A 25,451-nucleotide genomic window follows, 5' to 3' on the forward strand; every position below is an offset into this window, starting at 1 on the left:
CCCGGAGGAACGGGTAAAAAGGTTACGGCGGTCATAGCGTGGGGGAAACGCCCGGTCCCATTCCGAACCCGGAAGCTAAGACCCACAGCGCCGATGGTACTGCACCCGGGAGGGTGTGGGAGAGTAGGTCACCGCCGGACACACATTAGGTCGAGGCCCCGAACCAGACAACGGTTCGGGGCCTCCCGCATTTAAAACCACAAAACCCCCAAAACCAGGACCCTCGCTCCTTTCCTGCAACGACCCGAGCGACCCGGAAAACCCGGCAGGTAATGAGAGAGCGTCGCAGATTCGCTCGGCGGGTAAAGTTGTTGACCATGGACAACCTCTTTAGCCACGCCTCCCCCGCGGACGAAGCAGCCGATCCCGTGGACGCCCTGGACGTTGTGGTTGACACGGTTGTGGTGCCGGGTTCGGTCTCTCAAGCGTTCATCGGATTCACGGAACACACCCATCTATGGTGGCCGCTTGAAGAGCACAGCGTCTTCGGTACCGGCTCCTACGTCGAGTTCGAAGAAAACCTGGTCCTTGAAACCGCCGACGATGGCCGGACCGCAGTTTGGGGAACCATAGACGACTGGCAGCCGCCGTTGTCGTTCCATGCCAGCTGGTACCCGGGAACCACGGCGCTGTGGTCCACGGAACTCCGCGTAGCCTTCCGGGCCGTTGAGGGTGGAACTGAGCTACGTCTCGTTCACGATGGCTGGGAGGGCGCCGAGGACCCTGCCCGGACGCGCGCGGAGTACGACGCCGGCTGGCCCCAGGTCCTGGCACGCTTCGTGCGGTTCATGGGCGGTGCAGTTGGTTAGGGTCCGGCCAATGGCCGAGGGGGAGTGGGAGGCCCTTCGCGCGGTGAGGCTTGAGATGCTCGCGGACACTCCCACTGCCTACATCGAATCACTGGTCTCGGCGCAGGCGCAGACGGAAGGGCAGTGGCGAAGCAGATCTGCCGCAATGACCGCCCCGGGCAGCATCACCCTCGTCGCCGAAGCCGTACCGGGCGCCAAGGCCTTTTGCGGCCTCATGCGGGTGGTGGTGAAGCATCCCCAGGAAACCGGGCGGCTTCTACAGGCCATGCTTATCAGCGTCTACGTTGCTGCCCCGTTCAGGGGGAGCGGCCTGGCAGACGAGTTGCTGCGGCAATCCGTCAAGGCGGCGGCAGAGGAACTGGGAGCCGGGCTGTTGCAGCTGGGAGTCCACGAGGACAACACCCGCGCCGCAAGCTTTTACGGGCGCCATGGCTTCCGTGACACGGGCCGTCGGGAGACCTATCCGCTCGATATAAGCAAGAAGGAAATCATCATGGAGCGGGAGCTGTCGGCGGGGGAGCCAGCCCTGGCCGACTCACGGGCGCAGTCGAAGGCCTAGCCACAAGCAGCGCCTAGCGAGTCCAGGCCGTCTCGACCGGAGGCACCGACGTACTGGACCTGATCACGAAATTGGTGGGGAACTCTGTGCCGGTTGTGACGCCGTCGGCAGCGTCCTGAAGCCCCGCCAGCAGGAGCCGGACTGCCAGTGCGCCCTGGCCACGGGCGTCCTGGTCTATAGTGGTCAGCCCGAACACTTCGCCCAGCTCATGGCCGTCGATTCCGATGACGGAAAGGTCGTAGGGGATCCGGAGGCCGAAGTCGCGTGCTGCCAGGATGGTGCCGATGGCCATTTCATCCGAAGCGGCAAACACAGCCGTAGGGCGGTCCGAAGCCGCGCCGAGCAACCGCCTGGCGCTGGCGTAGGCACCCTCGATGGTGAAGTCGGCGGTTACCTGCCATTCGGGCCGTAGGTGCAGCCCCGCAGCCTTCATGGCTTTTTCGTACCCTTCCTGCCGTTTTCCCGGAAGCCGGAAGTCCTGCTCAAACCGGAAGTCCTGCTCAAAGAAGGTGTCGCCCGTCATGTGCGCGATCTTGGAATGGCCCAACTGGATGAGGTGGTTCGTGGCGGCGGCCGAGATGCCGGGATCATCGATCCTGATGGTGGAAGCGCCCGGCAACGGCCCGCCGATGCCCATAACCGGGCGGCGAATGGCCAGCAACTGCTGTATCTCGGTTTCACTGAGCTGCAGGGACACCGCAATTACCGCGTCCACCCGTTTTCGCAGCAGGAAGTCGTTCAACACGGTGTGCCTGCGGTCCGGCCCCTCGCTGACGTTATAGAGCGTGAGATCGTACCCGGCGTCCAGCAAGGTGGCTGAGATGCCTTCCATAATGGACGAAAAGTACCAGCGGTGGACGGACGGAACCACTACGCCGATATTGTGGTTCCGCCCGGACGCGAGGCTGGAGGCATGGTAAGACAACACAAAGCCCAGTTCTGCCGCTGCCGCCTGCGCCCTCTCGCGGCTCCTGGCGGAGACGTTGCCCTTGCCGCTGAGGGCGCGGGAGACAGTGGCGGTGGAAAGACCGGCGCGCTCAGCGACGTCCTTGATGCCGGGCATGTTCAGCTCTCCGTGTTTTCAATCGTACGTTCGGGACGGCCGTCTCACACTCCCGGGAGGCTCAACCAGACCGTCTCACCAGAGCCTAGCTGATGACCGCCGTCCGGTGCCCCCGGACCAGGCTCCGGCCACGTGCCCGAGCTGCGCAGCAGCACCTCGCCCGGCGGAAGTTCCAACGGCCCGTGACCCAGGTTCATGACCACCAGGCTGGTGCCGTTGAGGTAGGCAAGGGACGTGTCCGTGCACCAGCTCTCGAGCCAGGCCAACGACCCGCGGCCCAGGTCGAGTTCCCTGCGCACCGCCAGCATCCGGCGGTACAGGTTCAAGTGCGACGACGGCTGTTCGGCCTGGGCGTCGCGCGCCAGTTCCGTGAAGCTTTCCGGTTGCGGCAGCCAAGGTGCCTCACCGGACCCGAAGCCGGCATGCGGTTCGGCGGCGCGCCACGGAAGCGGGATGCGGCAGCCGTCTCGGCCGAGTCGTTCTCCGCCGGTGCGCGCAAACGTCGGGTCCTGGCGCCGGCTGTCCGGGATGTTGATACCGTCCGGGAGTCCCAATTCTTCGCCCTGATACAAGTACGCTCCGCCGGGCAGCCCCAGCATGAACATCGAGGCCGCCGCTGCGCGGGCCCTTCCCCGTGCAAAGTCGGGCTGCCGGTCAAAGATGCCGATTCCGTCGCCGTCACGCGGTGCGGGGCCGTCGTAGCCGAAGCGCGTGGCGTGGCGGACGACGTCGTGGTTGGACAATACCCAGGTGCTTGGCGCACCGACGGCGTCCAGGGCCACCAGCGAGTCGGTGATCACGCCCCGGAGCCGGTGAACGTCGAGGCCGGCGTGAAGGTACGGGAAATTGAAAGCCTGGTGCATCTGGTCGGGCCGGACCCAGTCAGCCAACCGGGGCAGCGGGTCCACATTGGCTTCGGCACAGAGGATGCGGTCCGGACCGTACTCCGCCAGGATGCGGCGCCAGACCCGGTAGATGTCGTGCAGTGCCGGCTGGCCGAACATCGGGGCCTCGTGTCCGGGATAGCCGTCGGAGCTGTTGCCGTCGGCGGGGCCGCCCCACTCCGGCAGCCCGGCAGCTTTCACCAAGGCGTGGGCCACGTCCACGCGGAAGCCGGCTACGCCCCGGTCCAGCCAGAATCGAAGCACCCGCTCGAATTCATCGTGCACGGCCTGATTGTCCCAATTGAAGTCGGGCTGGGAGCCGTCGAAGAGGTGGAGGTACCACTGCCCGGGTGCGCCGTCCGGCTCGGTGATGCGCGTCCAGGCCGATCCGCCAAAGTGGGACTGCCAGTTGTTCGGCGGCTCCTCGCCGAGTGGTCCGCGGCCGTCCCGGAAAATAAACACGTCACGTTCCCGGCTGCCCGCCGGTGCGGCGAGGGCGGCCTGGAATGCCGTGTGCTGGTCGGAACAGTGATTGGGAACCAGGTCCACGATCACCCTCAGGTTCAGGCGGGAGGCCTGGGCCATCATGGCATCGAAGTCAGCCAGGGTGCCAAACAACGGGTCGACGTCGCAGTAATCGCTGACGTCGTATCCCGCATCCTTCTGCGGGGAGCGGTAGAAAGGCGAAAGCCAGACAGCATCGACGTCGAGCTGGGCAAGCTGCGGCAGCTCGGCGGTGATTCCGGCCAGGTCGCCGATACCGTCACCGTTCAAGTCCCGGAAGGACCTCGGGTAGACCTGGTAAATGACAGCGGACCGCCACCACCCGGAGGCGTCGTCGGCGGCGTGTACCAGGGTGAGCGGCCCTGCCGACGCAGCGGGGGCTTGGAGCATTGAGTCAACGGACATGTTGGCAATCGTAAAGCGCGGGCCGACGCAAACTGTAAACGCTTCCAATTGTGACGTACGCCTCATTTTGTTTCCGCGCGACTTCGCGATGTCCCATGATCGCCGCCTTCGGACTGCACAGCCACGAAGCGGGGCCTAAAGGGCCAAACCCGGGTGGTGCCGCCTCCCCCAGCAGGCCCCCTTGGGCGCTGTTCATTACACTGATCTTGGAAGCGTTTGCAAATGTGATGGGAGCCGCCCATCATGCCGCATGGACATTCCTCCAGCAGCAACCCCACCGCAACTGCCGGAACCCTCATCCCGCGGAATAGACTGGAGGCCGGATTCGACGGACCTGGAGGGCCGCATGGGCAACATTGTTGACGAGCTCAAAACCATCCTGGAGCCCGGCAAGCTTGCCGTGGACGAAGCCACCCTGGCTGCCTATGCCGTAGACCAGGCTCCGGTGCTGGACTATCAACTGCCGCTTGCCGTCGCCTGGGCCGAGTCCGTAGCTGACGTCCAGGCAGTTGTGAGTGCCTGCGCCAGCCACAACGTGCCGATCGTCGCCCGCGGCGCCGGGACGGGTGTCTCTGGCGGCGCACATGCCAGCCAGGGGTGCATCGTGCTGAGCCTTGAACGGATGAACCGCATCCTGGACCTGAACCCGGACGACGAGACCGCCGTCGTCGAACCGGGCGTGATCAACGCCGATCTCAACGACGCGGCCGCCGTCCACGGGCTGATGTACGCGCCGGACCCCGCGAGCTTCCGGACGTCCACGATCGGCGGCAACGTGGCCACCAACGCCGGCGGGCTGCGCTGCGCCAAATACGGCGTCACCCGTGATTCGGTGCTGGCCCTGGACGTCGTGCTGGCGGATGGATCCCTGATCCATAGCGGGCACCAGACCTTCAAGGGGGTTGCCGGCTACGACCTCACAGGGCTGTTCGTCGGCTCGGAGGGCACGTTGGGAATCGTGGTTGGTGCAACCGTCCGGCTGAAGTACCTGCCTCGGGAGGTGCAGACCATTGCCGCGTTCTACCCGGACTTCCGCAGTGCCGCGGCCGGGGTACTGGCAGTGGGAAAGGCGCGTGTCCAGCCCGCCATCATGGAACTGCTCGACGGCGGCACTCTCCTTCAGCTGGACTCGATCCACGGCTCGGACCTGAGGAGGCGCGGTGCCTCCCTCCTTCTGGTGCAGACGGACGGCTTCGGTGCGGCCGCGGAAGCTGACGTGGTCCGCAAGGTCCTCGCCGCGGGCGGTGCCGCGGTGACCACGGAGGCCAGCGCTGAGGCCGAGCTGTTGGTGGAGCTCCGGCGCAACAGCCGCGGAGTTGAAGTGGATGACGAATACCGGGTGGGGGAGGACGTTGCGGTGCCGCGCTCGCGGCTGGTGGACTACGTGGGCGAACTTGAAGCGATGGCCGTTGACAACGACGTGCAGCTCAAAGTCGTGGCGCACGCCGGCGACGGCAACCTGCACCCTACGTTTTGGGTGGACCGGCTGGACACCAAAGTGGACGCTGACGCCATGCAGCGGCTGGGTGCCGCTTTGGACAAATCAATCACGGTGGCCCTGGCGATGGGCGGCACCATCACCGGCGAGCACGGGGTCGGGCAGTACAAGCTGCGGTGGCTGGGCCTGGAGCAGCCCGCGCCGGTCCGGGAGCTGCAGCGCCGGATCAAGCACCTTTTCGATCCGGCCGGCATCCTGAACCCCGGAAAGGCGATCTAGCCCGGGCCCTGGCAGGCCCTGCCCGGCCAGGCCCTGCCCGCGGGCCGCGGCTCAGTCGTCGGCGTCCGGGTATTCGTCGATGTCTTCCTCGCCGTACCGGGACTGCTCGGTCTCCACTTCCAGGATCTTGAGCAGCTCCGTGTCGGGGTTAAGCATGATCGCGGCCTCGTCGCGGCGGTGCCGGAGGATGGAGTCTATGTAGGACTGCACAGCCTCGGCCAGCGGGATGTGGCGCTCCTGCTTTTCGGACATGTACCAGCGGTGTTCCAGCACTTCGTGGACGGCCTCCGCCGGTTCGAGCTTGCCGGAGAGGTCCCGCGGAATCGAGCGGACGATGGGCTCGAAGATCTGGCTGACCCACAGGTGGGCGCTGTATTCCTCGTCCATTTTCGGATTGTTGTCTGCACGGAACGAGTCCATGTCGTTGAGCAGCCGGCGGGCCTGGTTCTCCTGGGCGTCCAGCCCGGTGAGCCGCAACAGGCGGCGCTGGTGGTGGCCCGCGTCCACCACTTTGGGCTGCAGCTGGATGGTGGTGCCGTTCTGGGTGGTCTTGATGGCGTATTCCTCGACGTCGAAGCCGAGTTCGTTGAGGCGGCGGATGCGGGCGCCCACACGCCAGCGCTCGCCCAGCTCGAACGATTCCTTTTCCGTGAGCTCGGTCCAGAGCCGCCGGTAGCTGTCCATGATGAGTTCGCTGGTGGCCACCGGGTCCACCTTCTCTTCGATCAGGCCACCGTCCAGCAGGTCCATCAGCTCGCCGGCGATGTTGACGCGGGCGATCTCGAGATCGTACTCGCGCTGGCCCGTGGACAGGTCCGGATACAGCTCGCCGGTCTCGGCGTCCACGAGGTACGCGGCGAACGCGCCGGCGTCACGCCGGAAAAGCGTGTTGGAGAGTGACACGTCGCCCCAGTAAAAGCCGATGAGGTGCAGCCGCACCATCAGCAGCGCCTGGGCGTCGATCAAGCGCGTGAGGGTGTCCTTCCGCAGCATCTGCGAGAACAGCGCACGGTACGGCATGGAGAACTTGAGGTGCCGGGTGACCAGCACCGGGTTCAGCGGCCTGCCGTCCGGGGTGGTGCGGCCGGTGATGACAGCCACGGGCTCGACGCAGGGCACATCCAGACGGGCCAGCTTGCGGAGCATGTGGTATTCGTGGCGGGCCACGTGTTCGGACGTTTCCTTGATGGCGATCACCGAGCCGCCGAGGTGGGCGAAGCGCACGATATGCCGGGAAATACCGCGGGGAAGGGCGGCGAGGTATTCAGCCGGCCAGTCCTCGAGGGCGATGTGCCACGGCAGATCCAGGAGCTCGGGGTCAGCCGAGGCGGCCGTAATGCTCAGGTTGCTGGAGACGCTGGAAATCTTGTCGTCATTGGCGCTGGCCGCTTCAAACCGAGGCAGTTTGCCGATCTGGCCGTAGTCGGTGGGTTCGTCGTGCCATTGGGCGCTGCTTTCCTCGGTCATGTGCCAATTCTTCCGTACGTAGGGGCGGGCCGCCTAAACCAAGTCAGGAAACCCTGCTTAAATCACGACGGCGGCCCTCCTGTTAGGGAGGGCCGCCGTTCGTGCTAGAGGCTAGTCGCCGAGGCGCAGGCCGGTCTTGGTGTCGAACAGGTGTACGTGTCCGGACTGCGGGCGAACGTAGATGGACTCACCCTTCATCGGGGGGCGGCGACCATCGACGCGGGCCACGATGTCGTGGCTCTTGCCGTCCAGCGTGGTGTGGCCGTAAACGTAGGCGTCGGCGCCGAGTTCTTCGACGACGTCAACCTCAACCTGGAGACCTTCACCTGCGGCGACCTGCTCGAGGTCCTCGGGGCGTGAACCCAGGGTGACAGTGGCGCCGTGTGCCTCTTCGAGGATGTTGCGCGGTACCGGGTAAACGGTTCCGCCGAACTGGACGCCGCCGTCGACGACGGGTAGTTCCAGCAGGTTCATGGCGGGGGAGCCGATGAAGCCGGCGACGAAGACGTTCTTGGGCTTGTCGTAGAGGTTGCGCGGGGTGTCGACCTGCATCAGCAGGCCGTCCTTCAGCACAGCCACTCGGTCACCCATGGTCATGGCCTCGACCTGGTCGTGGGTCACGTAGACGGTGGTGACGCCCAGGCGGCGGGTCAGGGATGCGATCTGCGTACGGGTCTGCACGCGGAGCTTGGCATCAAGGTTGGAGAGGGGCTCATCCATGAGGAAGACCTGCGGGTTACGCACGATGGCGCGGCCCATGGCAACACGCTGGCGCTGACCGCCGGAGAGTGCCTTCGGCTTGCGGTCCAGGTACGGCTCGAGGTCGAGAAGCTTTGCTGCTTCGCGGACACGCTCGGCGCGCTCTTCCTTGCTGACGCCGGCGATCTTCAGCGCGAAGCCCATGTTGTCCGCGACAGTCATGTGCGGGTACAGGGCGTAGTTCTGGAAGACCATTGCGATGTCGCGGTCCTTCGGCGGAACGTCGGTGACATCGCGGTCACCAATGAGGATGCGGCCTGCGTTGACGTCCTCAAGGCCTGCGAGCATGCGCAGCGAGGTGGACTTACCGCAACCTGAAGGTCCAACGAGGACCAGGAATTCGCCATCGGCGATGTCGATGTTGAGCTTATCGACGGCGGGCTTTTCTGTGCCCGGGTACAGACGCGTAGCGTTATCAAAAGTAACTGTTGCCACAGTTATCAATCCCTTCACCGGCAGGTACGTGCCGGACGATCCGTTGTGAATGGTTCATGTTTATTCAGTTGTCCACGGGTTTTCAGCCGTGTACTCCCCGGCCGAAGCCGAGGAGTATCGCGTGACGCCGCACGGTGTCTGTGCGCCACATCACAACCAAGAGTATGTCAGGTTTTATGCATATGGGTGCAAATGTTACGGATGTCACATGTGAGATGCGTAACCGGCGGCTTGTCTTGCTGCCTACGCTGAACGTGAGCCCGTGACGGCGAGCGTCCGCTCCCTGAGCAGCGTTTCCAGTAGTTCGGCGATGTGGACCGGCGCCTCAACTCGGAACTGCGCCTGGGTGAAGTCCAGCCCCACCTTGACGCCGACATCGCCGGGATACAGCCGCGCCAGCGCGTCCTCATCCGTGGTGTCATCTCCCGCGAATACCACAGCGGTGGCGTCGGTTGCCTGGCGGAGGAAGGTCATGCCTTCGCCCTTGGACGCATGAACTACGGACGTCTCCAGGACGCGGTTGCCGTTCTTTAGGTACACATCAGGCAGGTCCTGCAGGGCTGCCCGGGCAGCGGCGACTGCGTCCTCGGCCACGTCGTCGGCAGCGAGCCGGGTGTGGAGCACCACGCCCGCGGGCTTGTCCTCCAGTAACGTCCCCGGCGCCTGCTCCGCGATCTCTTCGAGGGTACGGCGGACCTCGGCCAGCAGGGCGAGCTGTTCAGGATCCAGCGTGAGCTCGGATGATCCGGGACCCAGCCACACCTCGGCCCCGTGGCTGCCGATGAGGAGGGTCTCCGGGGGTGGCGAGGCCACCTCCCTGAGGCTGGCAAGCGCACGGCCCGAGATGAGTGCCGTCGTCGTCCGCGGGAGCACGGCGAGGGCGGCGAAAGCGGCGGCGGACCGGGGCAGCGGGCGGGCGTCCGCAGCGTGGTCGACCAGCGGCGAGATTGTTCCATCAAAGTCCATGGCCACCAGCAGGTGCTCGGTGGCGGCAACTTTTCGGATGGCTTCCAGGAGCTGAGGTGCGAGGGTGAGCGGGGTCTTGCCCGGGGCTTCGTCAGGAGTCATCGCGGACCACTTTCTCTTTGAGGGCGGCGAGGAAGTCTGCCGACCAGTGGTCGACGTCGTGGTCCAGGATCTGCTTGCGCATCGACCGCATCCGCCGGGAGGCCTCGGCCGGCTGCATGTTGACAGCCCTCATGATGGTGTCCTTGAGGCCGTCGATGTCGTGCGGGTTCATCAGCAGCGCCTGCTTGAGCTGGTCCGCGGCGCCGGCGAACTCGCTGAGCACCAGGGCGCCGTCGTTGCCGGTGCGGGCAGTCACGTATTCCTTCGCCACCAGGTTCATGCCGTCGCGCAATGCCGTGACCAGCATGACGTCGGCCGCCAGGTAGAGCGCCACCATTTCCTCAATCGGGTAGCTGTGGTGGAGGTAGCGGACGGCGGTGTTCTGCATGGTGTCGTACGTGCCGTTGATGTGGCCGACAGTGCCTTCCACCTCTTCGCGCAGCAGGCGGTACTGCTCCACGCGTTCCCGGCTGGGGCTCGCCACCTGGATCAGGGCTGCATCCTCCACCGTGACCTTGCCGTCCGCCAGCAGCTCCTCGTAGGCCTTGAGCCGGTGGCGGATGCCCTTGGTGTAGTCGAGGCGGTCGACGCCGAGGAGGATGGTCTTGGGATTGCCGAGGTCCCGGCGGATCTGATGCGCCCGCTCAATGATTTCAGGCTTGCGGGCCAGTTCGCTGATCTGCTTGACGTCGATGGAGATGGGGAATGCCTGCGCCCGGGCGATATGGGTTGTCTCGCCGTCGGCGCCCTTGACGTGGACCTGCTGCTGCTTGACGCTCGCACCCAGGAAGCGACGGGCGGAGCGCATGAAGTTGCCCGCATCGCTGCTGCGCTGGAAGCCCACCAGGTCCGCGCCGAGCAGGCCGTCGATGATGGCCCGCCGCCACGGGAGTTGGGCGAAGATTTCCGGCGGTGGAAAGGGGATGTGGTTGAAGAACCCGATTTTCAGGTCCGGGCGTGCTTCCCGGAGCATCCTTGGAACCAGCTGCAGCTGGTAGTCCTGCACCCAGACGGTGGCGCCGTGATCGGCGTGGCGGACCACCGCGTCGGCGAACCGCCGGTTGACCTTCCGGTACGAGTCCCACCAGGTCCGATGGAATTCCGGCGGCGCGATCACATCGTGGTACAGCGGCCAGAGCGTGGCATTGGAAAAGCCCTCGTAGAACAGCTCGACGTCGTCAGTGCTCAGCTGCACCGGGACCAGGTCCATGCCGCCGTGGCTGAAGGGTTTGACAGTTTCGTCCGGGGCGCCGTGCCAGCCCACCCAAGCGCCGTCGGTCTTGGTCATCATGGGGGCGAGCGCAGTCACCAGGCCGCCGGGTGAGCGGCGCCAGCCATCCTCGCATCCACCGTCTTCCGGAGCGCAGCGGTCAACCGGAAGGCGGTTGGAAACCACCATAAAGTCGTACAGCGCGGCCGAAGCGTGGCTGCCAGGTGCGGGCTCTCCCTCAACATCTGCTTCGGGTTTTTCATAGTGCGTGGTCTGCATTGATACCCCTAGGGTTGCTAATGGCTCCAATCAACCCTAGCCGGACGGAATCTTCCGTGCTATTCATCCGTTGGTCAACCGGATGGAAACTTGAAGAGGCAAGCTCTCAGGTTTCTCCCCTAGACTGAAAAAGTTGCCACTGATGTGGACCGAACCTGGCCGATCGACACGAGGAACTGATGAGCGCCACAAACGAACCCCGCAAGTCCAAAGCAGAACGCACTGCCGAGGCCCGCGAGAATGCCCGTGCGATCCGTGAGGCGCAGCTGAAGAAGGACAAGCGCAACAAGCTCCTCATCGGCTGGGGCATTGTGGTGGCCGTCGTGGCCATCCTCGCAATCGTTGCCCTCGTGGTCAGTTCCAACATCAGGAACAACGCGCCTGTAGCGGACCAGGGACCCACACCGGCCAACGGCAACGTGCATGGCGGTGTGACGCTGCTAGCCAACTCCGAGGTGGTGAAGTCCGATCCCGCCACGGTCAATGTGAGCGACGTGCCGGCCAAGCCGGCAACGCCGCCGGCGGAGATCACGGTTCCGGACGCGCAGGCTGAAGCGGGCAAGCCCGTGAAGGTCGTCGTTTACATCGACTTCATCTGCCCCGTGTGCAAGCGGTTCGAAAGCACCTACAACGAACAGCTGACCAGCCTCCGCAACGAAGGCAAGATCTCCCTGGAGTACAGGCCGCTCGGCTTCCTGGACCAGCAGTCCACCACCAACTACTCCTCCCGCGCGGCCAACGCGGCCGCCTGCGTGGTCAACGAATCACCGGAAAAGTACTCTGACTTCGTCAATGCACTCTTCGACAAGCAGCCTGCCGAAGGCAGCGCCGGCTTGTCGGACGACGAACTGAAGAAGATGGCCACAGATGTCGGGGCCAAGAGCATTGATTCCTGCGTGGAAGAGAAGAAATACCGGCCCTACATAAAGGTGGCGACGCAGGAAGCTGCGGCCATCGGCGTTACCGGTACTCCTAGCGCCTTCGTGGACGGCAAGCAGTGGGGCAAGGGCGACTCCGCCAACACTGACCTGATCCCGTTCATCCAGGCCGCAATCGACGCCAAGGGCTAGCTGCCACCTGGCCCGTGCAACACGGCAGTGGCCAGGCTCCGGAACTCTCCGGGACCGGGCCGCTGCCGTTTTTACCAGCAGGCGTTCTTTGGGCTAACCTTATCTAGCACTGCATCCAGCGTCGTGAACGGCACCGTCTGACGGGCCGGATCCGGCAGGCAGAAGCAGACACGCCTCCTTAGCTCAGTTGGCCAGAGCACCGCTCTTGTAAAGCGGGGGTCGTCGGTTCGAATCCGACAGGGGGCTCCGATTTGGCTATTGGCCTACTCGTGGCGTTGCGCCCACCAGGACCTTCATAGTTTCTCCAAAGGGAAATCTGGACCTGTTCTCAAGGTGCTAGCTCATGATCGGATCATGAGGCTTTGGACGAAGAGCGTAGTTCCTGTACTAGCAGCCCTGGCGGTGGTTCTCCTGGCCGCGGCCGGCGCCTCGGGGCTGGACCAGATGGCAAACACCAGGATGACGAACACACCTGCAGTCACCATCCCGGCCGTCGCTCCGAACAGCCAGTCACCGCTCCGCCATTTGGTCATTCGCGGCCTCGCGGAGGGATCCCTTCCTGGAGGTTTCCCCTATGACGAACCGCGTGAGGAGAGGTATGACGAGGACTATCAGGAAACACTTGATGTTGGGCCGGCCACTCCGGCTTAGTCCAGGGCACAGGACAGAAAGCCCCGCCGGCACAGAGGGCACGGCTTCGGTTGTCGCAATTGGCACGTCGTCTGCTGCGCACCAGGAGTCCCCGGGCTTGTTTTGCTGTTGTCTTCCATTCCGGCAGCCCTCCATAATGTCGGTGTGGGAACGTCGCTGCTCTTCGGTGTCGTGACTTCCAGTGCTTTAGTGCTGGGGGCCTTCGTGGGTGTGCGTTTCGAGTTGCCGAAGCGCCTCCTGGCTATGATTCTGTCCTTCGCGGCGGGTGCCCTGATTACCGCTCTGACTTTCGAATTATTCGAGGATGCCTACGAGCGCGGCGGAATTTGGCTCGCTGCGGGCGGTCTGTTCATCGGTGCCGTGGTGTTCACGGTCTTAAGCGCAATCCTCGACCGCTGGGCCCAGGCCGGTTCGCGCCCGGTTCCCGCCGATGAATACCGGGGCAGCCCCAAGCTCGACACCGACGCCGCTGCCACGGGGCGTGCGCCATCGACAGCATCCACCCGGGGTGCGGCAGGTCTTGCACTGCTCGCCGCCGCCACGCTTGATGGGGTGCCGGAGAATCTCGCCCTCGGCGTCTCGTTGGGCGAGGGTACCGGCGGACTGGCGCTGCTGGCCGCGATCTTCGTCTCAAACCTGCCCGAGGCCCTGGTCGGAGCAGCCTCGATGCGCAGCCAAGGCATGTCCACGTCCAGCATCATCAGGCTCTGGGGTCTGTGCTCGGTGGTGCTGGTCATCGCCGTAGTGGTTGGTGCCGGCCCGCTCTCGGGCAGCAACCCCGAAACAATTTCGTTGCCGCTGGCTTTCGCGGCCGGAGCGGTGATCGCCGCTCTGGCTGACACTCTGATGCCGGAGGCTTTCGAACATGGTGGCCCGGCTGTGGCCTTGAGCACGGCGGCCGGGTTCGTGGTCTCATTTCTGTTGTCCCTGGCATAGGTGCCTGGGTACACGGGAGCGGTCGTGGCAGGCTACGACTCCGCGTCTATCTTTTCGAGCAGATCCTTCGCGGCCTTGGCAATCTCATCGTGGTCGTATTGCGCAGCACGGCTCTCCAGGGACACTACGGCGCAGCGGTGGATCTTCTTGAAGTCGCCAAAGGGAAAACTGACGCTGCCCTTGGTGCCCTCCGACTCGTCAGGGTCCAGCCCGAGGTGCCATTTTGAATACTCCGAAAAGCCGTGCTTCTTGATAAACGCGTTTTCGTCGTCGGTCGAGGGAGCATGCTCGCTCCAGTCATCGCGGGTGTCGCGGACAACTTTCCCGTCCTTCACGAGACTGCGCGCGTGTTCCAGGGCTTTCTTATTGAGTTTGGTGGCCATGTCCTACCTCCGGATCTCGTATCCCATCGGACTTCAAGGCTAGAACCAGGAACTATTCACCACCAGAGCCTATGCCGCCCGAAATGTAACGCCGCAGAGACTGCTCGGAAACGTTCCCACAACATCAGAAACGTAACTTGGCGCCATGAGAACACGCCTCTTCGCCAGAATGGCCTTGTGGTTCGGGGCCGACCCCGCGCAGTCCGTCCCGGCCGTGCCGTCCGTCCTGGTGGTGCCGCCCGGTGCCGCCCCCGCCCGTCCCGACCCCTGGGAACAGGGCAACGCTGCCATTGCCGACATCACCAGGTGGGGCTGGCTGCCGGCGCTCAGCGGAGTGACCATTGCAGCCGACCAGGCCGGGCGGGCGCACCGGGAAAGGGTGACCGGAACAAGCCAGGGATAGCCGCGGATGGCTGCCCAAGGGCTTGGAAACTGCCACTCGGGAGCCTAAATTGTCTCGTTGGGCACACTTTTCTTCCACTGGCGTCATAATGTCCTAAACTGCTTCACTGAGGTGCCTGAAATGGCGCTGCGCAGCAACGAAAGTGAACCACGCTATGGCTACCGATTACGACGCCCCACGCAAGACAGAAGAAGAGTCTCCCGCTGAATCGCTGGAGGCCCTTCAGGCGTCCCGTAGCGGCGCAGCCCAGACGGCCGTTATCGACGTCGAAGAGAACGACACGGCCGAAGGCATCGACCTTCCCGGAGCGGACCTTTCCGGAGAAGAACTTACCGTCATTGTTGTTCCTGAACAGTCGGATGAATTCACCTGCTCCTCCTGCTTCCTGGTCCGTCACCGCTCGCAGGTGGCCAAGGAAAAGAACGGCCTGAAGTACTGCCGCGACTGCGAAGGTTAAGCAGCTTTCGGACAGGCAACCAAGGCAGCCGCCGCCGTCGTTATCCGACATCACGGAACCACGCTCAAAACTCGCGCTGACGGCATTCAAACGCCGTAAAAACTGCCTCCGCAACACCGCCCTGTAACCTGCGCTGCGGCAGGCTAACGGTTGGGCCCCGAAGGGATTTCAGCCCTCGTTTTCGCTTGCCGGCGCTCCTACGCTTGGAATATCTCATCACTTCCAAGGGTGGCTGAAATGAAGAAACTTCAAGTATGGCTGGCCGCAATCCTGATGGCAGTCGGACTGGGCCTAGTGGCTCCGGGGCCGGCGTCCGCCTCCTACTGCGGGCTCACGTGGGGATCGCTCGCCAAATCCGACCCTGACATGGGTGCGGGGCAGGTCACCAACATCCGGACGGGACAGCACTACTGCTTCGACCGCCTCGTAGTTGACCTCAACGGTTCCGTGGACGGCTACACGGTGCGGTACGTCCCCACTGTGGTGCAGGACGGTTCCGGACTGCCGGTTCCCCTCCGGGGGCGGGCATCCCTGCAGGTCACCGTCAATTCGCCGGCATACGACGACGCCGGCAGCTCCACGTACAACCCCGCAGACCAGAAGGAACTGACCAACGTGGGCGGCTACCAGACCTTCCGCCAGCTTGCCTGGGCGGGAAGTTTCGAAGGTTACACGACGGTCGGGCTCGGTGTCCGGGCACGGCTTCCCTTCAGGGTATTCACCTTGGACGGACCCGGGGCCGGATCGCGGCTGGTAGTTGACGTTGCCCACTACTGGTGAGCCTAGGGACAAACCGCAGGCTCTCGCCAGCCAACAACACTGCGGGCCCCGCACCGGAAAGATTCCGGGACGGGGCCTGCAACTGCGTGGCGGCTCCAGGGGTGGGAACGCATAAGCCCCGCGGAGGCCTCAGCGTCGTTCCTACTCGGGAACCACCAGTGCGGGAGTGTCCTTCCGGATGGTCTCGCCGCGGAAGAACCCGGGCCGCAGCCTGGCCATGATCACCATGAACACGGCGCCCAGGGCGAGGATGCCGATGCCGAGGACGAAGACCAGCCCCACGCCGAAGATCTCGGAACCGCTGCCGAACTCCGGCGCCCAGCTGTCCGCCGCCGTCTGCAGGAACACCACCAGAAGGCCCAGTCCGCCCAGCAGCGGGCAGAGCAGCCGCAGCACAAAGTTGCGCGCGCTGCTGAAGACGCTGTTGCGGAAGTACCAGGCGCAGGCGAATGCGGTCAGCCCGTAGTAGAAGCAGATCATCAGTCCGAGAGCCAGGATGGTGTCGTTGAGGACGTTTTCGCTGACCACATGCATGACGGCGTAGAACCCCGCGGACAGGACACCGGCGGCAACCGTAGCGAATCCCGGCGTCGAGAACTTCTTGCTCATGTGGCTGAACGGCTTCGGCAGGGCGCCGTAGTGCGCCATGGCGAGCAGGCTGCGGGACGGCGAGGTGAACGTGGACTGCAGCGAAGCGGCGGAGCTGGACAGGACAGCCAGGGACATCAGGATGGCGAACGGGCCCATGATGGGCGACGCGAGCGCAGTGAAGATGTTCGCGTGGTTCTCTTCGTTATTCAGCCCGACGCCGTCCGTGCCCACGCCGGCAAACATCATGGTGGCGATGGTGACCAGCAGGTAGATGCCCAGGACAACGACGGCGGTGAGCGTGCCTGCGATGCCCGCCGTCTTCTTGCCGTTGGCCGTTTCCTCGTTCACGGTCAGGCAGACGTCCCAGCCCCAGTACACAAAGATGGACAGTGAAATGCCGGCGGCGATCTGCCCGAACGTCTCAATCTTGGTGACGTCGAACCATTCCCAGCTGAACGGGATGGCAGTTTCGGACGTGGACCAGTTCGCAAATGCCATGCCGACGAACAGTCCCAGCACCAGCAGCTGGAAGCCCACCAGGCCGTACTGCACGATCTTGGTGGTGTGCAGCCCGCGGTAGCTCACCCAGACGGCCAGCGCCACGAAGACGAAGCAGGTGGCCACGTTCAGGAACTTGTTGGCTGCGAGGTCCGCGAGTTCGGGTGTACCCGTGAGCTGGGCGAGGAACAGGTAGAAGAAGTCCACCGCCACTGCGGCCAGGTTGGAGAGCACAATGATGTTCGCGGCGAGGAGGCCCCAGCCGCCCATCCAGCCCACCCATGGCCCGAAGGCTTTGGTAACCCACGTGAACGTGGTTCCGCTGTCCGGCGAGTCGGCATTGAGCTCGCGGTAGGCAAGGGAGACCAGGATCATGGGAATGAAGCCGATGAGGAAGATGACGGGAAGCTGCAGCCCGACCTCGCTCACGGTGGGACCGAGGGCGCTGGTCAGGGTATAGGCCGGCGCGATCGTGGAAATGCCAAGGACGACGACGGCGAGGAGCCCCAGCTGCCCGCCCTTCAGTCCCTTTCCGGTAATGCCGTGCGCGGTGCCCGGCACGTCAGCGACGGTGGAACCGGCGACGGCGGTGCCGGCGCCCGGTGCGGGGGGCGTGGAGCTTTGGCGGATGGTGTTGGTCATGTCCGGCCCTTTCTGGGAGGGAACAGGTTAGGACGCAGCGGGCTGCTGCTGGGTGATGCAGTGGATGCCGCCGCCCCTGGCAAAGAGCTCGCGGGCGTCGATGCCCACGATCCGGCGGCCGGGGTAGGCGTCGGCAAGGATGCGGAGTGCTTTTTCGTCGTTGGGGTCCCCGAACGTGCAGGCAATAACACCGCCGTTGACCACAAGGTGGTTGATGTAGCTGTAGTCCACGAAACCCTCGTGGTCGCGGAGCACGGAGGGAGCGGGGACTTCGATGATGTTCCACTCCCGTCCTGCGGCATCCTGTGTGGTGGACAGGTAGCTGATGATTTCGCGGCTGACTTCGAAATCAGGATGCTCCGGGTCCTGCTGGGAATGGACCAGCAGGGTGCCCGGGGAGGGGATGGCCGCCACAATGTCCACGTGCCCGCGGGTGCCGAACCGCTCAGAGTCCCTGGTCAGGCCCCGCGGCAGCCAGACGGCGTGGGTCGCGCCAATCGTCCGCGCGAGCTCGGCTTCGACATCGGCCCTGGACAGTCCGGGGTTGCGTCCCGGATCCAGCTGCACGGTTTCGGTCAGCAGCACGGTCCCTTCGCCGTCCACCTGGATGCCGCCGCCTTCGTTGACCAAGGCGGCGGCGATGTGCCGGGCTCCGGACCGGCCGGCGACTTCCGCGCCGATCAGGGAATCCTTGTCCCAGCGGGCCCAGTCCTGCCCGCCCCAGCCGTTGAAGACCCAGTCCACGGCGCCAAGGCGCCCCGCCTCATCCACAACGAAGGTCGGGCCGATATCCCGCATCCAAGCGTCGTTCAGGTCCGCCGTGAGCACCTCGACGGCGGGATCCAGATAGCGCGCGGCCGTGCCGACGTCGTCGGGGGTCACCACAACGGTGACCGGCTCAAATTCGACGGCGGCGTTCGCGACCGCGGCCCACACGGACCGTGCCGCGTGGGCTTCCTCGCCGGTGTCGCCGAGGGTATAGCCCCCGGTGGGGAATGCCATCCAGATGCGCTCCTGCGGAGCGGTCTCGGCAGGCATCCGCCAGCCGGTCATGCCGTCACCTCCAGGTATGCCGGCACCTCGCCGCCGAGCGGCTGCTCGCGGCGCACCGGTTCCGTGAGCCGTCCGTAGGTCTCGGGGCGGCGGGTGGCAAGGAACGGGAACAGCGTCAGCCAGTCCTTGCGCTGGTCCAGATCCAGGTCGGCGACCAGGACAGCTGATTCATCCCGGGGCGCCTGGACGAGGATCCGGCCGTAGGGGTCGGAGATGAACGAGGAGCCGTAGAAGTTCAGCGTCCCCTCATTTCCCCAGCGGTTGGGGGCGACCATGAACAGGCCGTTGGCGATGCCGTTGCCGACGATCACCTGCTGCCAGAGCGGCTGGGTGTCGAAGTCCGAGTGGTCCGGCTCGGAGCCGATGGCCGTGGGGTAGACCAGGATCTCGGCCCCGCCCAGGGAGTACAGGCGTGCAAGTTCCGGGAACCATTCATCCCAGCAGGTTGGCATGCCCAGCCGGGCACCGCCCAGTTCGGCGGGGGAGTGGACCTCGTAGGCATCCGAGACGGGCCCCTGGCGGAAGAATTTGTCCTCGTAGTAGCCGGCGGTGACGGGGATGTGCAGTTTGTGCGTACGGGCCAGCAGTTCACCCCCGGGCGACACCAGGATCGCTGTGTTCAGTCCGAGGCCGTCGTCCGAACCGTCCGGGTTCTCCGCACGCTGGTACAGGGAGGCATGGACCGAGACGCCGTGCCGCCGGGCGGCCTCGGCGGCGAAGCGGAAGGTGGGCCCGGTCAGGAGGTCCTCCGCGAGGTCTGACGGGCGGGGGCGCGCAGTCCAGGCGCGTGACGTGTCGTTTTCGGGAAGCGTATCCGCCGGGTAACGCGAGAGGGTGAGTTCCGGCAGGAAGACGACGGTGGCCCCCAGCCGTGCTGCACGTGCGATGCCCTCGTCCAGTTCTGCCTGAAGTTCTGCAGGGTTGGCGTGCCAGCGGTGCTGGACCACTCCGACCCTCAGGGCGGTCCGGGCAGAGGGCTGGGTCCGGGCCAGGGAAACGGGCGGTTCAAGGCAGGTGATTTCAATCATGGTGAATACTCCAGTGAGATGGCCGTCACTAAATGAATGACGTTCATTTAGTATCCACGCCACGGTCCAGGATGGCAAGAGAAAAATGAAGACTGATCATTTTGTTAAGCCGCCCGCGAGATTTGGTGGCGCCGCTCCGGCGGCTGGGATAGTTTCGGATGACCGGGAAAACCGCTGACACCAGGAGGATCAATGAAGGCATCACCGACGCTGACCAACAATCTGCAGGCTGTGCTCGCGGACCTGATAGAACTGCACATCCAGGGCAAGCAGGCCCACTGGAACATCGTGGGAACGAACTTCCGCGACCTCCACCTGCAGCTGGATGAAATCATCGACGCCGCCCGGAACTTCGCCGACGACACGGCCGAGCGTATGCGCGCACTCCACGCCCTGCCGGACGGCCGCAGCGCAACTGTTGCCGAAGCCACCAGCCTGCCTCCTTTCCCGCAAGGACTGATCAGCACCAAGGATGCCGTCGACCGCATCGTTGCGGCGCTCGAAGCGGCAGTAGGCACCATGCGCAAGGTCCACGACGAGGTTGATGAGGAGGACCCCACCACGGCGGACCTGCTCCACGAATTCATTGCAAAGCTGGAGCAGTACGCCTGGATGGTGGGCGCGGAGAATATGAAGGCCTCGGCCAGCGTGACCACCCCGGACAGCAAGTAGGACCTGAAGGTAACGCCACAAGCGAGTAGCGCAGCAGTGGCTAATGCAGCCGCGAACAGTCGCAGGGAAGCCCGCCACCGGACCATTTCCGGTGGCGGGCTTTCGTTTTCTGCGGATGTCCGGCCGACTCTTGACTTCCCGGCGTTTCCGGGAATGCTTAAGCATGTGCTTAACAACAGTGAGGAGGACGGGCGGCGGCTGGACCTGATCTTCCAGGCGCTCGCGGACCCCACCCGAAGGGCCATTATCATTCGGCTCTGCGATGGGCCGGCGTCCGTCTCCGAGCTGGCCAAGCCCTTCGCAATGAGCCTGCCCGCCATCGTTCAGCACATGCAGGTGCTGGAGCACAGCGGCCTTGTCCGATCAGAAAAAATCGGCCGGGTCCGCAGCTGCAGCATCGTCCCGGCCTCGGTCCGGCTGGCGGAGCGCTGGCTGGGCAGGCGCCGGACCGCTCAGGAACGCCGTCTTGACCGGCTGGAATCCTTCCTTTCCACCGGCCCCGACTTCGCCAACGGCCCGCCGGACTCCGGCGGGGAACCGGAGTCCGGCGGCCGGATCTAACCGTCCCGCAGCAACCGGACTTCAACCGCACCAACCACCTTCACGAGGAGCACGCCATGGCCACCCCCATCACGCACGCAAGCTTCACCCTCGAACGCCGGCTGAACGCCGCGCCGTCGCGCGTTTTCCACGCCTTTTCCGATTACTCAAGCAAGAAGAAGTGGTTCGGCGGTCCGCCCGAATGGTTCCAGGGCGAGTCCAGCCTCGACTTCCGGGAGGGCGGCACGGAGACGGACGTCGGCGGGCCGGTCGGCGGCTTCGTCTCCACAATGCACGCCATCTACCACGACATTGTGGAGAACGAACGGATCGTCTACAGCTACGAAATGCTGCTGGACGGGCAGAGAGCGTCGGTTTCGCTCAGCACCGTGGAGCTGGCTCCTGACGGAGACGGCACCCTGCTCACGTTGACTGAGCAAGGCGTCTACTTCACCGAGGAGGACCAGGTGGCGGGCCGCAAAGAGGGGACGGACGGCCTGTTGGACGCCCTCCAGGTGTTCGTCGAACAGGACTGACGGGAAGGGCGGCAGCTACTTCGCCTTCGGTACTGCGCGGAGGACGACGGCGACCAGAACTGCCGCCCCTGCCATCAGTCCCAGCCCGATGGACGCCGTGATGTGGACGCCGGACTCAAACGCAACCCGGGCGGCTGACGTCACAGTGTCCGCCAGCGGTGCGGGCAGGGCCTGTGCCAGCTCCATGGCCCCCGCCAGCGTCTCCCGGGCCTGCGCAATCCCCTGCTCACCGCGGCCGGCGGCCGCAGCTGCGATGCTGTCGGGCAGGACCAGGTTCCGCTGATACGAGGCCGTCAGGATCGAGCCGAGGATCGCTGTGCCAAGCAGCGAACCGAACTCGTAGCCGGTCTCGGAAATCGCCGCCGCGGCGCCGGATTTCTCCGGCGGGACTGCCCCCAGAATCATGTCGTTGGAAATCGTTTCGGCTGCTCCCACCCCGAGGGCCAGGACCAGAAGCGCGGCCAGCAGCAGGGCGGGCCCGCCCGAATGATTCCCAAACGCCACCATGAAGTAACCGGTGGCGCTGAGCGAAAGCCCGCCGGCAACCACGAAGCCCGGCCGTACCTTCCGCACCAGCGGAACCACCAGCAGCCCGGCAACCACAGTGGCAATGAGGGCGGGGATCATGGCCATTCCGGACTCCGTGGGCCGCAGGCCCTCCACTAGCTGGAGGTGCTGGGCCAGGAACAGGATGAAGCCGTTGAAGGAAAAGAGCGCCAAGACGTTAGCGGTGATGGCCGTGCTGAAAATCCTGTTGGCGAAGAGGCCCATGTCCAAAAGCGGACTGCGCAGCCTTTGCTGGCGCCGGACGAAGACGCACCCCATCAGGAGTCCGAGGCTGATGGCCAGGGCGGGCATAATGCCAACGCCCTCCGTTGCCAGCGTCTTGATGCCGTAGACCAGCGGAGCCATCGTCAGCAGCGTGAGGACGATGCTGGCGGCATCCACCGTTCCCGGCCGGGGATCCCTGGACTCGGGAACGAATACCGGACCCAGCACCAGGATGGGCAGCATGATGGGCACCGCCACGAGCAGGACCGCGCCCCACCAGAACTGTTCCACGAGCCAGCCGCCGAAGATCGGCCCCAGCGCGGCGCCGCCGGAGAATCCTGCCGCCCAGACGGCGACGGCCAGCCGGCGCCGGTTGGGGTCGGGAAAGATGTTGCGGATCAGGGACAAGGTGGACGGCATCAGCATCGCACCGAAAAATCCGAGCGCCGCACGTCCTGCAACCAGCAATTCCGCGCTCGGCGCAAAGGCCGTGGCAGCCGACACCGCGGCGAAGCCGGTGCTGCCGATCAGCAGGAGCCGACGCCGCCCGATCCGGTCCCCGAAACTCCCCATGGCCACCAGGAGCCCCGCCAGGACCAGCGGATACGCATCAACAATCCAGAGCAGCTGAACCCCGCTGGGCTCGAGGCTGCGGGCGATGGCCGGCAGCGCGAACGTCAGAGCGGTGTTGTCCACCGCGACCAGGAGTACCGGGAACATCAGCAGCGCCAGGGCAAGCCAGTCGCGCCCGGGCTTCGGCCCGTGGTTTTGGGTAACAGCAGTATCGGAAGTGGCGGCGGCGGGACGCTGCGGGGCCTGCGGCGGAGGTAAAGACAAGGATCCCATGTAGATAACTATACCGTCTGGACGGTACAGTTATGGAACGGCGCCGGGCCACCGGGCATGATAGGAACCATGGCCAGAAAACCCGTCGCACGCGAAGCTGTGCTCGACGCCTTTGAATCCCTGCTCATCGAAGTCGGTGAACGGGCCGCAACGCTCGATGCCGTGGCCAGGCGCGCCGGGGTGTCCAAAGGCGGACTGCTGTACCACTTCCCCAACAAGGAAGCGATGATTTCGGCCCTGCTGGAGCGCATGGACGTGCTGGTGGCGGCGGACTTGGCTGTGATGGCGAACGCTCCGGAGGGGGCGGCCGTCCACTTCATCCGGTCCTCACTCTGGGCTGGCACCCCGCTGGACAGGGTCTTTGTCGCAGCAACCCGGCTCGCAGAAGTGGCACACGCGGAAACGCTGCACCGTTTTGCCGCCGTCCAGAGCGGGTGGCTGGAGTTACTGGCGGCGGACGTGGGCGCGGCAATGGCAAAAGCAGTGCTGTACATGGGCGACGGGCTCTATTTCAATGCCATGCTGGCCAGCGGCCCCGGGGCGTCCCCGCCCGGGATGAGCGCGGACGTGGACAGCCTTCTGGCGGCCGTGGAGCGTCTCCGTGGCTGACCCCTGCGGAGTTTGCAGACAGGACCCGCGCGTAGGAGAATTGGGGCTGTGGCTGTTGTCACCGCAAACTAAATATGCCTTTGATCTGCGGCGGGAGAGTTCTGCAAGTAGGTACAAGCAGGCGCCGTAGGAGCAAATCCTCCCCAGGAATCTCTCAGGCCCATGTACCGCCCGGCGAGGCAACTCTGGAAAGCAGCAGGCCGTCCGTTGTGTGCCCCAACCCGTTGGAGGCCGTGAACCGGACAGCCATGCTCACCGACGGTGCAAGCGGAGCCGTGCGAAAGCACGGCGTCGCGGAAACTCTCAGGTCTCCAAAACAGAGCGGGGAGGAACCCGAACCACTGCGGCGTACCCTGCGCCGCCACTAGTAATGGAGTTCCTTCGTGACGGTTAGTTCAGCCTCCACCACCTTCGTCGACCGGCATATCGGCGCCCGCCGCCAGGCCGACATCGACACCATGCTCAAGGCCGTCGGCTACGACACCGTCGACTCACTGGTAGACACCGCCGTACCCAACGACATCCGCCAGGAGGGCGCCCTGACTCTGTCGGGGCACAGCACAGACGCCCTCAGCGAAGTCGAGGTCCTGGCCGCGCTGCGCACGCTGGCCGCGAAGAACAAGACCGCCGTCCAGCTGATCGGCCAGGGCTACTACGACACCGTGACGCCGCCGGTGATCCGCCGCAACATCCTGGAAGCCCCGGCCTGGTACACGGCCTACACCCCATACCAGCCGGAAATCTCCCAAGGCCGCCTTGAAGCGCTGCTGAACTTCCAGACCATGGTCCAGGACCTGACCGGGCTGCCCATCGCCAACGCCTCCCTGCTGGACGAAGCCACGGCCGTTGCCGAGGCCGTGCTGATGATGCGCAGGGCCAACAAGAACAAGTCGGTCCAGGACGGCAAGACCGTCCTCGACGCCGACTGCCTCCCGCAGACCATCGCCATCGTCCAAGGCCGCGCCGAGGCCCTAGGCTTCGAAGTTGAGGTGGCGGACCTGTCCCAGGGACTTCCCGACGGCGACATCAACGGCATCGTCCTGCAGCAGCCCGGTGTTTCAGGCCGAGTCTGGGACCACGCCGCCGTCATCGCGGCGGCCAAGGAACGCGGCGCACTGGTGACAGTTGCCGCGGACCTGCTGTCGCTGACCCTGATCACTCCTCCCGGCGAGCAGGGTGCCGACATCGCCGTCGGCTCCACCCAGCGCTTCGGTGTGCCCCTGTTCTTCGGGGGGCCGCACGCAGCCTACATGGCGGTCCAGAAGGGCCTCGAGCGTTCCATGCCGGGCCGCCTCGTGGGCGTCTCCAAGGACAACGCCGGCACCCCCGCCTACCGTCTGGCCCTGCAGACCCGCGAGCAGCACATCCGCCGCGAGAAGGCCACCTCCAACATCTGCACCGCCCAGGCCCTGCTGGCCATCGTGTCCTCCTTCTACGCCGTCTACCACGGCCCGGACGGCCTGAAGGCCATTGCTGAGAACGTCCACAACAACGCCCGCGTCCTGGCAGCATCGCTGCAGGCGGCCGGCCTCGAGGTGGTGCATGGCAGCTTCTTCGACACCATCACGGTCAACGCTCCGGGCAAGGCTGCTGAGATCGTTGTCGCCGCCGAAGCCAAGGGCATCAACCTGCGCGGCATCGATGCAGACACCGTTGGCATCTCTGTGGATGAAACCACGACGCCGGAAACCGTCGCCGCCGTTGCCGCCGTCTTCGGCGCCGAAGTTGCGGCATCGCCCGCCAGTGACGGTGGCCTCAATGGCGGGGGCTTCACCCTCGACGCCGCCGTAGAGCGTTCCTCCAGCTACCTGCAGCATCCGGTGTTC

Annotated in this window: 24 protein-coding genes, 1 tRNA gene, 1 rRNA gene, 1 pseudogene and 1 riboswitch; of the genes and pseudogenes, 16 read left to right on the forward strand and 11 right to left on the reverse strand. The window is 65.0% G+C overall.

Features of this window, described 5'->3' with window-relative positions:
* The first annotated feature begins 23 nt into the window (after positions 1 to 23).
* From rrf to J7I92_RS22890, 3 genes are all read left to right on the forward strand, one after another.
* Positions 24 to 140: ribosomal RNA gene (gene rrf / locus J7I92_RS22880) — 5S ribosomal RNA — on the forward strand.
* A 177-nt stretch (positions 141 to 317) separates the two neighbouring features.
* Positions 318 to 809: an SRPBCC domain-containing protein gene (locus tag J7I92_RS22885; protein WP_214844205.1), complete on the forward strand. Its 492-nt coding sequence runs from the start codon at positions 318 to 320 to the stop codon at positions 807 to 809.
* 10 nt (positions 810 to 819) lie between these two features.
* The gene (locus tag J7I92_RS22890; protein WP_251040355.1) at positions 820 to 1,368 is read left to right on the forward strand and encodes an N-acetyltransferase; all 549 of its coding nucleotides are present in this window, start codon (positions 820 to 822) and stop codon (positions 1,366 to 1,368) included.
* A gap of 13 nt (positions 1,369 to 1,381) precedes the next feature.
* On the opposite strand, the gene J7I92_RS22895 is transcribed toward J7I92_RS22890, so the two are convergent.
* Together J7I92_RS22895 and J7I92_RS22900 are read right to left on the reverse strand one after the other, a co-directional pair.
* On the reverse strand, positions 1,382 to 2,431 hold the full coding sequence (locus J7I92_RS22895) for a LacI family DNA-binding transcriptional regulator (RefSeq protein ID WP_214844206.1): 1,050 nt from the start codon (positions 2,429 to 2,431) through the stop codon (positions 1,382 to 1,384).
* A gap of 44 nt (positions 2,432 to 2,475) precedes the next feature.
* The gene (locus J7I92_RS22900; protein WP_251040356.1) at positions 2,476 to 4,224 is read right to left on the reverse strand and encodes an alpha-amylase family glycosyl hydrolase; all 1,749 of its coding nucleotides are present in this window, start codon (positions 4,222 to 4,224) and stop codon (positions 2,476 to 2,478) included.
* A 346-nt stretch (positions 4,225 to 4,570) separates the two neighbouring features.
* Here J7I92_RS22900 and J7I92_RS22905 point away from each other — a divergent pair, with 346 nt between their 5' ends.
* Positions 4,571 to 5,941, forward strand: a complete 1,371-nt coding sequence (locus J7I92_RS22905; RefSeq protein ID WP_214844208.1) for an FAD-binding oxidoreductase — start codon at positions 4,571 to 4,573, stop codon at positions 5,939 to 5,941.
* A gap of 51 nt (positions 5,942 to 5,992) precedes the next feature.
* On the opposite strand, the gene J7I92_RS22910 is transcribed toward J7I92_RS22905, so the two are convergent.
* The 4 genes from J7I92_RS22910 to J7I92_RS22925 form a co-directional block, all read right to left on the reverse strand.
* Positions 5,993 to 7,408: a DUF4032 domain-containing protein gene (locus J7I92_RS22910; protein ID WP_214844210.1), complete on the reverse strand. Its 1,416-nt coding sequence runs from the start codon at positions 7,406 to 7,408 to the stop codon at positions 5,993 to 5,995.
* 111 nt (positions 7,409 to 7,519) lie between these two features.
* On the reverse strand, positions 7,520 to 8,602 hold the full coding sequence (locus J7I92_RS22915; protein WP_137321243.1) for an ABC transporter ATP-binding protein: 1,083 nt from the start codon (positions 8,600 to 8,602) through the stop codon (positions 7,520 to 7,522).
* Between the two features lie 243 nt (positions 8,603 to 8,845).
* Complete coding sequence (gene otsB / locus J7I92_RS22920; RefSeq protein ID WP_214844212.1) at positions 8,846 to 9,670, reverse strand: trehalose-phosphatase; 825 nt, start codon at positions 9,668 to 9,670, stop codon at positions 8,846 to 8,848.
* The gene (locus tag J7I92_RS22925; protein WP_396020448.1) at positions 9,660 to 11,159 is read right to left on the reverse strand and encodes a trehalose-6-phosphate synthase; all 1,500 of its coding nucleotides are present in this window, start codon (positions 11,157 to 11,159) and stop codon (positions 9,660 to 9,662) included. The genes otsB and J7I92_RS22925 overlap by 11 nt, the downstream gene beginning before the upstream one ends.
* Positions 11,160 to 11,338: 179 nt before the next feature.
* Here J7I92_RS22925 and J7I92_RS22930 point away from each other — a divergent pair, with 179 nt between their 5' ends.
* From J7I92_RS22930 to J7I92_RS22945, 4 genes are all read left to right on the forward strand, one after another.
* On the forward strand, positions 11,339 to 12,229 hold the full coding sequence (locus tag J7I92_RS22930; RefSeq protein ID WP_214844214.1) for a DsbA family protein: 891 nt from the start codon (positions 11,339 to 11,341) through the stop codon (positions 12,227 to 12,229).
* A 172-nt stretch (positions 12,230 to 12,401) separates the two neighbouring features.
* A tRNA-Thr gene (locus J7I92_RS22935) sits at positions 12,402 to 12,475 on the forward strand.
* Between the two features lie 108 nt (positions 12,476 to 12,583).
* Positions 12,584 to 12,880 (forward strand): hypothetical protein, encoded by a 297-nt coding sequence (locus tag J7I92_RS22940; protein WP_214844216.1) that lies wholly within the window; start codon positions 12,584 to 12,586, stop codon positions 12,878 to 12,880.
* Positions 12,881 to 13,024: 144 nt separating this feature from the next.
* The gene (locus tag J7I92_RS22945) at positions 13,025 to 13,816 is read left to right on the forward strand and encodes a ZIP family metal transporter (protein WP_214844218.1); all 792 of its coding nucleotides are present in this window, start codon (positions 13,025 to 13,027) and stop codon (positions 13,814 to 13,816) included.
* A 32-nt stretch (positions 13,817 to 13,848) separates the two neighbouring features.
* On the opposite strand, the gene J7I92_RS22950 is transcribed toward J7I92_RS22945, so the two are convergent.
* On the reverse strand, positions 13,849 to 14,199 hold the full coding sequence (locus tag J7I92_RS22950; RefSeq protein ID WP_214844220.1) for a hypothetical protein: 351 nt from the start codon (positions 14,197 to 14,199) through the stop codon (positions 13,849 to 13,851).
* Positions 14,200 to 14,344: 145 nt separating this feature from the next.
* Here J7I92_RS22950 and J7I92_RS22955 point away from each other — a divergent pair, with 145 nt between their 5' ends.
* From J7I92_RS22955 to J7I92_RS22965, 3 genes are all read left to right on the forward strand, one after another.
* Positions 14,345 to 14,602, forward strand: a complete 258-nt coding sequence (locus tag J7I92_RS22955; RefSeq protein ID WP_251040358.1) for a hypothetical protein — start codon at positions 14,345 to 14,347, stop codon at positions 14,600 to 14,602.
* Between the two features lie 154 nt (positions 14,603 to 14,756).
* Positions 14,757 to 15,059 carry a DUF4193 domain-containing protein gene (locus J7I92_RS22960; protein WP_214844222.1) on the forward strand — a complete coding sequence of 101 codons (303 nt, stop codon included), beginning with the start codon at positions 14,757 to 14,759 and terminating at the stop codon, positions 15,057 to 15,059.
* 237 nt (positions 15,060 to 15,296) lie between these two features.
* On the forward strand, positions 15,297 to 15,839 hold the full coding sequence (locus J7I92_RS22965; protein ID WP_214844224.1) for a hypothetical protein: 543 nt from the start codon (positions 15,297 to 15,299) through the stop codon (positions 15,837 to 15,839).
* Between the two features lie 141 nt (positions 15,840 to 15,980).
* Here J7I92_RS22965 and J7I92_RS22970 read toward each other — a convergent pair whose 3' ends face one another.
* From J7I92_RS22970 to J7I92_RS22980, 3 genes are read right to left on the reverse strand one after another with little or no spacing between them, the layout of a single operon-like run.
* Positions 15,981 to 17,570 (reverse strand): APC family permease, encoded by a 1,590-nt coding sequence (locus tag J7I92_RS22970; RefSeq protein ID WP_251040359.1) that lies wholly within the window; start codon positions 17,568 to 17,570, stop codon positions 15,981 to 15,983.
* Positions 17,571 to 17,597: 27 nt separating this feature from the next.
* Entirely contained in the window at positions 17,598 to 18,623 is a 1,026-nt protein-coding gene (locus J7I92_RS22975) for an agmatine/peptidylarginine deiminase (RefSeq protein ID WP_214844226.1), read from the reverse strand.
* Positions 18,620 to 19,651, reverse strand: a complete 1,032-nt coding sequence (locus tag J7I92_RS22980) for a nitrilase-related carbon-nitrogen hydrolase (RefSeq protein WP_214844228.1) — start codon at positions 19,649 to 19,651, stop codon at positions 18,620 to 18,622. Before J7I92_RS22980 ends, J7I92_RS22975 begins: the two co-directional genes overlap by 4 nt.
* A 192-nt stretch (positions 19,652 to 19,843) precedes the next feature.
* Here J7I92_RS22980 and J7I92_RS22985 point away from each other — a divergent pair, with 192 nt between their 5' ends.
* The 3 genes from J7I92_RS22985 to J7I92_RS22995 all read left to right on the forward strand — a co-directional run bounded on the left by J7I92_RS22985 (position 19,844) and on the right by J7I92_RS22995 (position 21,399).
* Entirely contained in the window at positions 19,844 to 20,323 is a 480-nt protein-coding gene (locus tag J7I92_RS22985; protein WP_214844231.1) for a Dps family protein, read from the forward strand.
* A gap of 165 nt (positions 20,324 to 20,488) precedes the next feature.
* Positions 20,489 to 20,884: a metalloregulator ArsR/SmtB family transcription factor gene (locus J7I92_RS22990; RefSeq protein WP_311380470.1), complete on the forward strand. Its 396-nt coding sequence runs from the start codon at positions 20,489 to 20,491 to the stop codon at positions 20,882 to 20,884.
* Positions 20,885 to 20,940: 56 nt separating this feature from the next.
* Complete coding sequence (locus tag J7I92_RS22995; RefSeq protein WP_214844235.1) at positions 20,941 to 21,399, forward strand: SRPBCC family protein; 459 nt, start codon at positions 20,941 to 20,943, stop codon at positions 21,397 to 21,399.
* 15 nt (positions 21,400 to 21,414) lie between these two features.
* Here J7I92_RS22995 and J7I92_RS23000 read toward each other — a convergent pair whose 3' ends face one another.
* The gene (locus tag J7I92_RS23000) at positions 21,415 to 23,016 is read right to left on the reverse strand and encodes an MFS transporter (RefSeq protein WP_214844237.1); all 1,602 of its coding nucleotides are present in this window, start codon (positions 23,014 to 23,016) and stop codon (positions 21,415 to 21,417) included.
* Positions 23,017 to 23,085: 69 nt separating this feature from the next.
* Here J7I92_RS23000 and J7I92_RS23005 point away from each other — a divergent pair, with 69 nt between their 5' ends.
* Positions 23,086 to 23,625 carry a TetR/AcrR family transcriptional regulator gene (locus J7I92_RS23005; RefSeq protein WP_214844239.1) on the forward strand — a complete coding sequence of 180 codons (540 nt, stop codon included), beginning with the start codon at positions 23,086 to 23,088 and terminating at the stop codon, positions 23,623 to 23,625.
* 81 nt (positions 23,626 to 23,706) lie between these two features.
* Positions 23,707 to 23,805: riboswitch (glycine riboswitch) on the forward strand.
* Positions 23,806 to 24,008: 203 nt separating this feature from the next.
* Positions 24,009 to 25,451 (forward strand): annotated as a pseudogene (locus J7I92_RS23010) (glycine dehydrogenase); the annotation flags it as partial.

It is taken from the genome of Arthrobacter sp. ISL-72 (assembly GCF_018613755.1).
Lineage (GTDB): Bacteria > Actinomycetota > Actinomycetes > Actinomycetales > Micrococcaceae > Arthrobacter.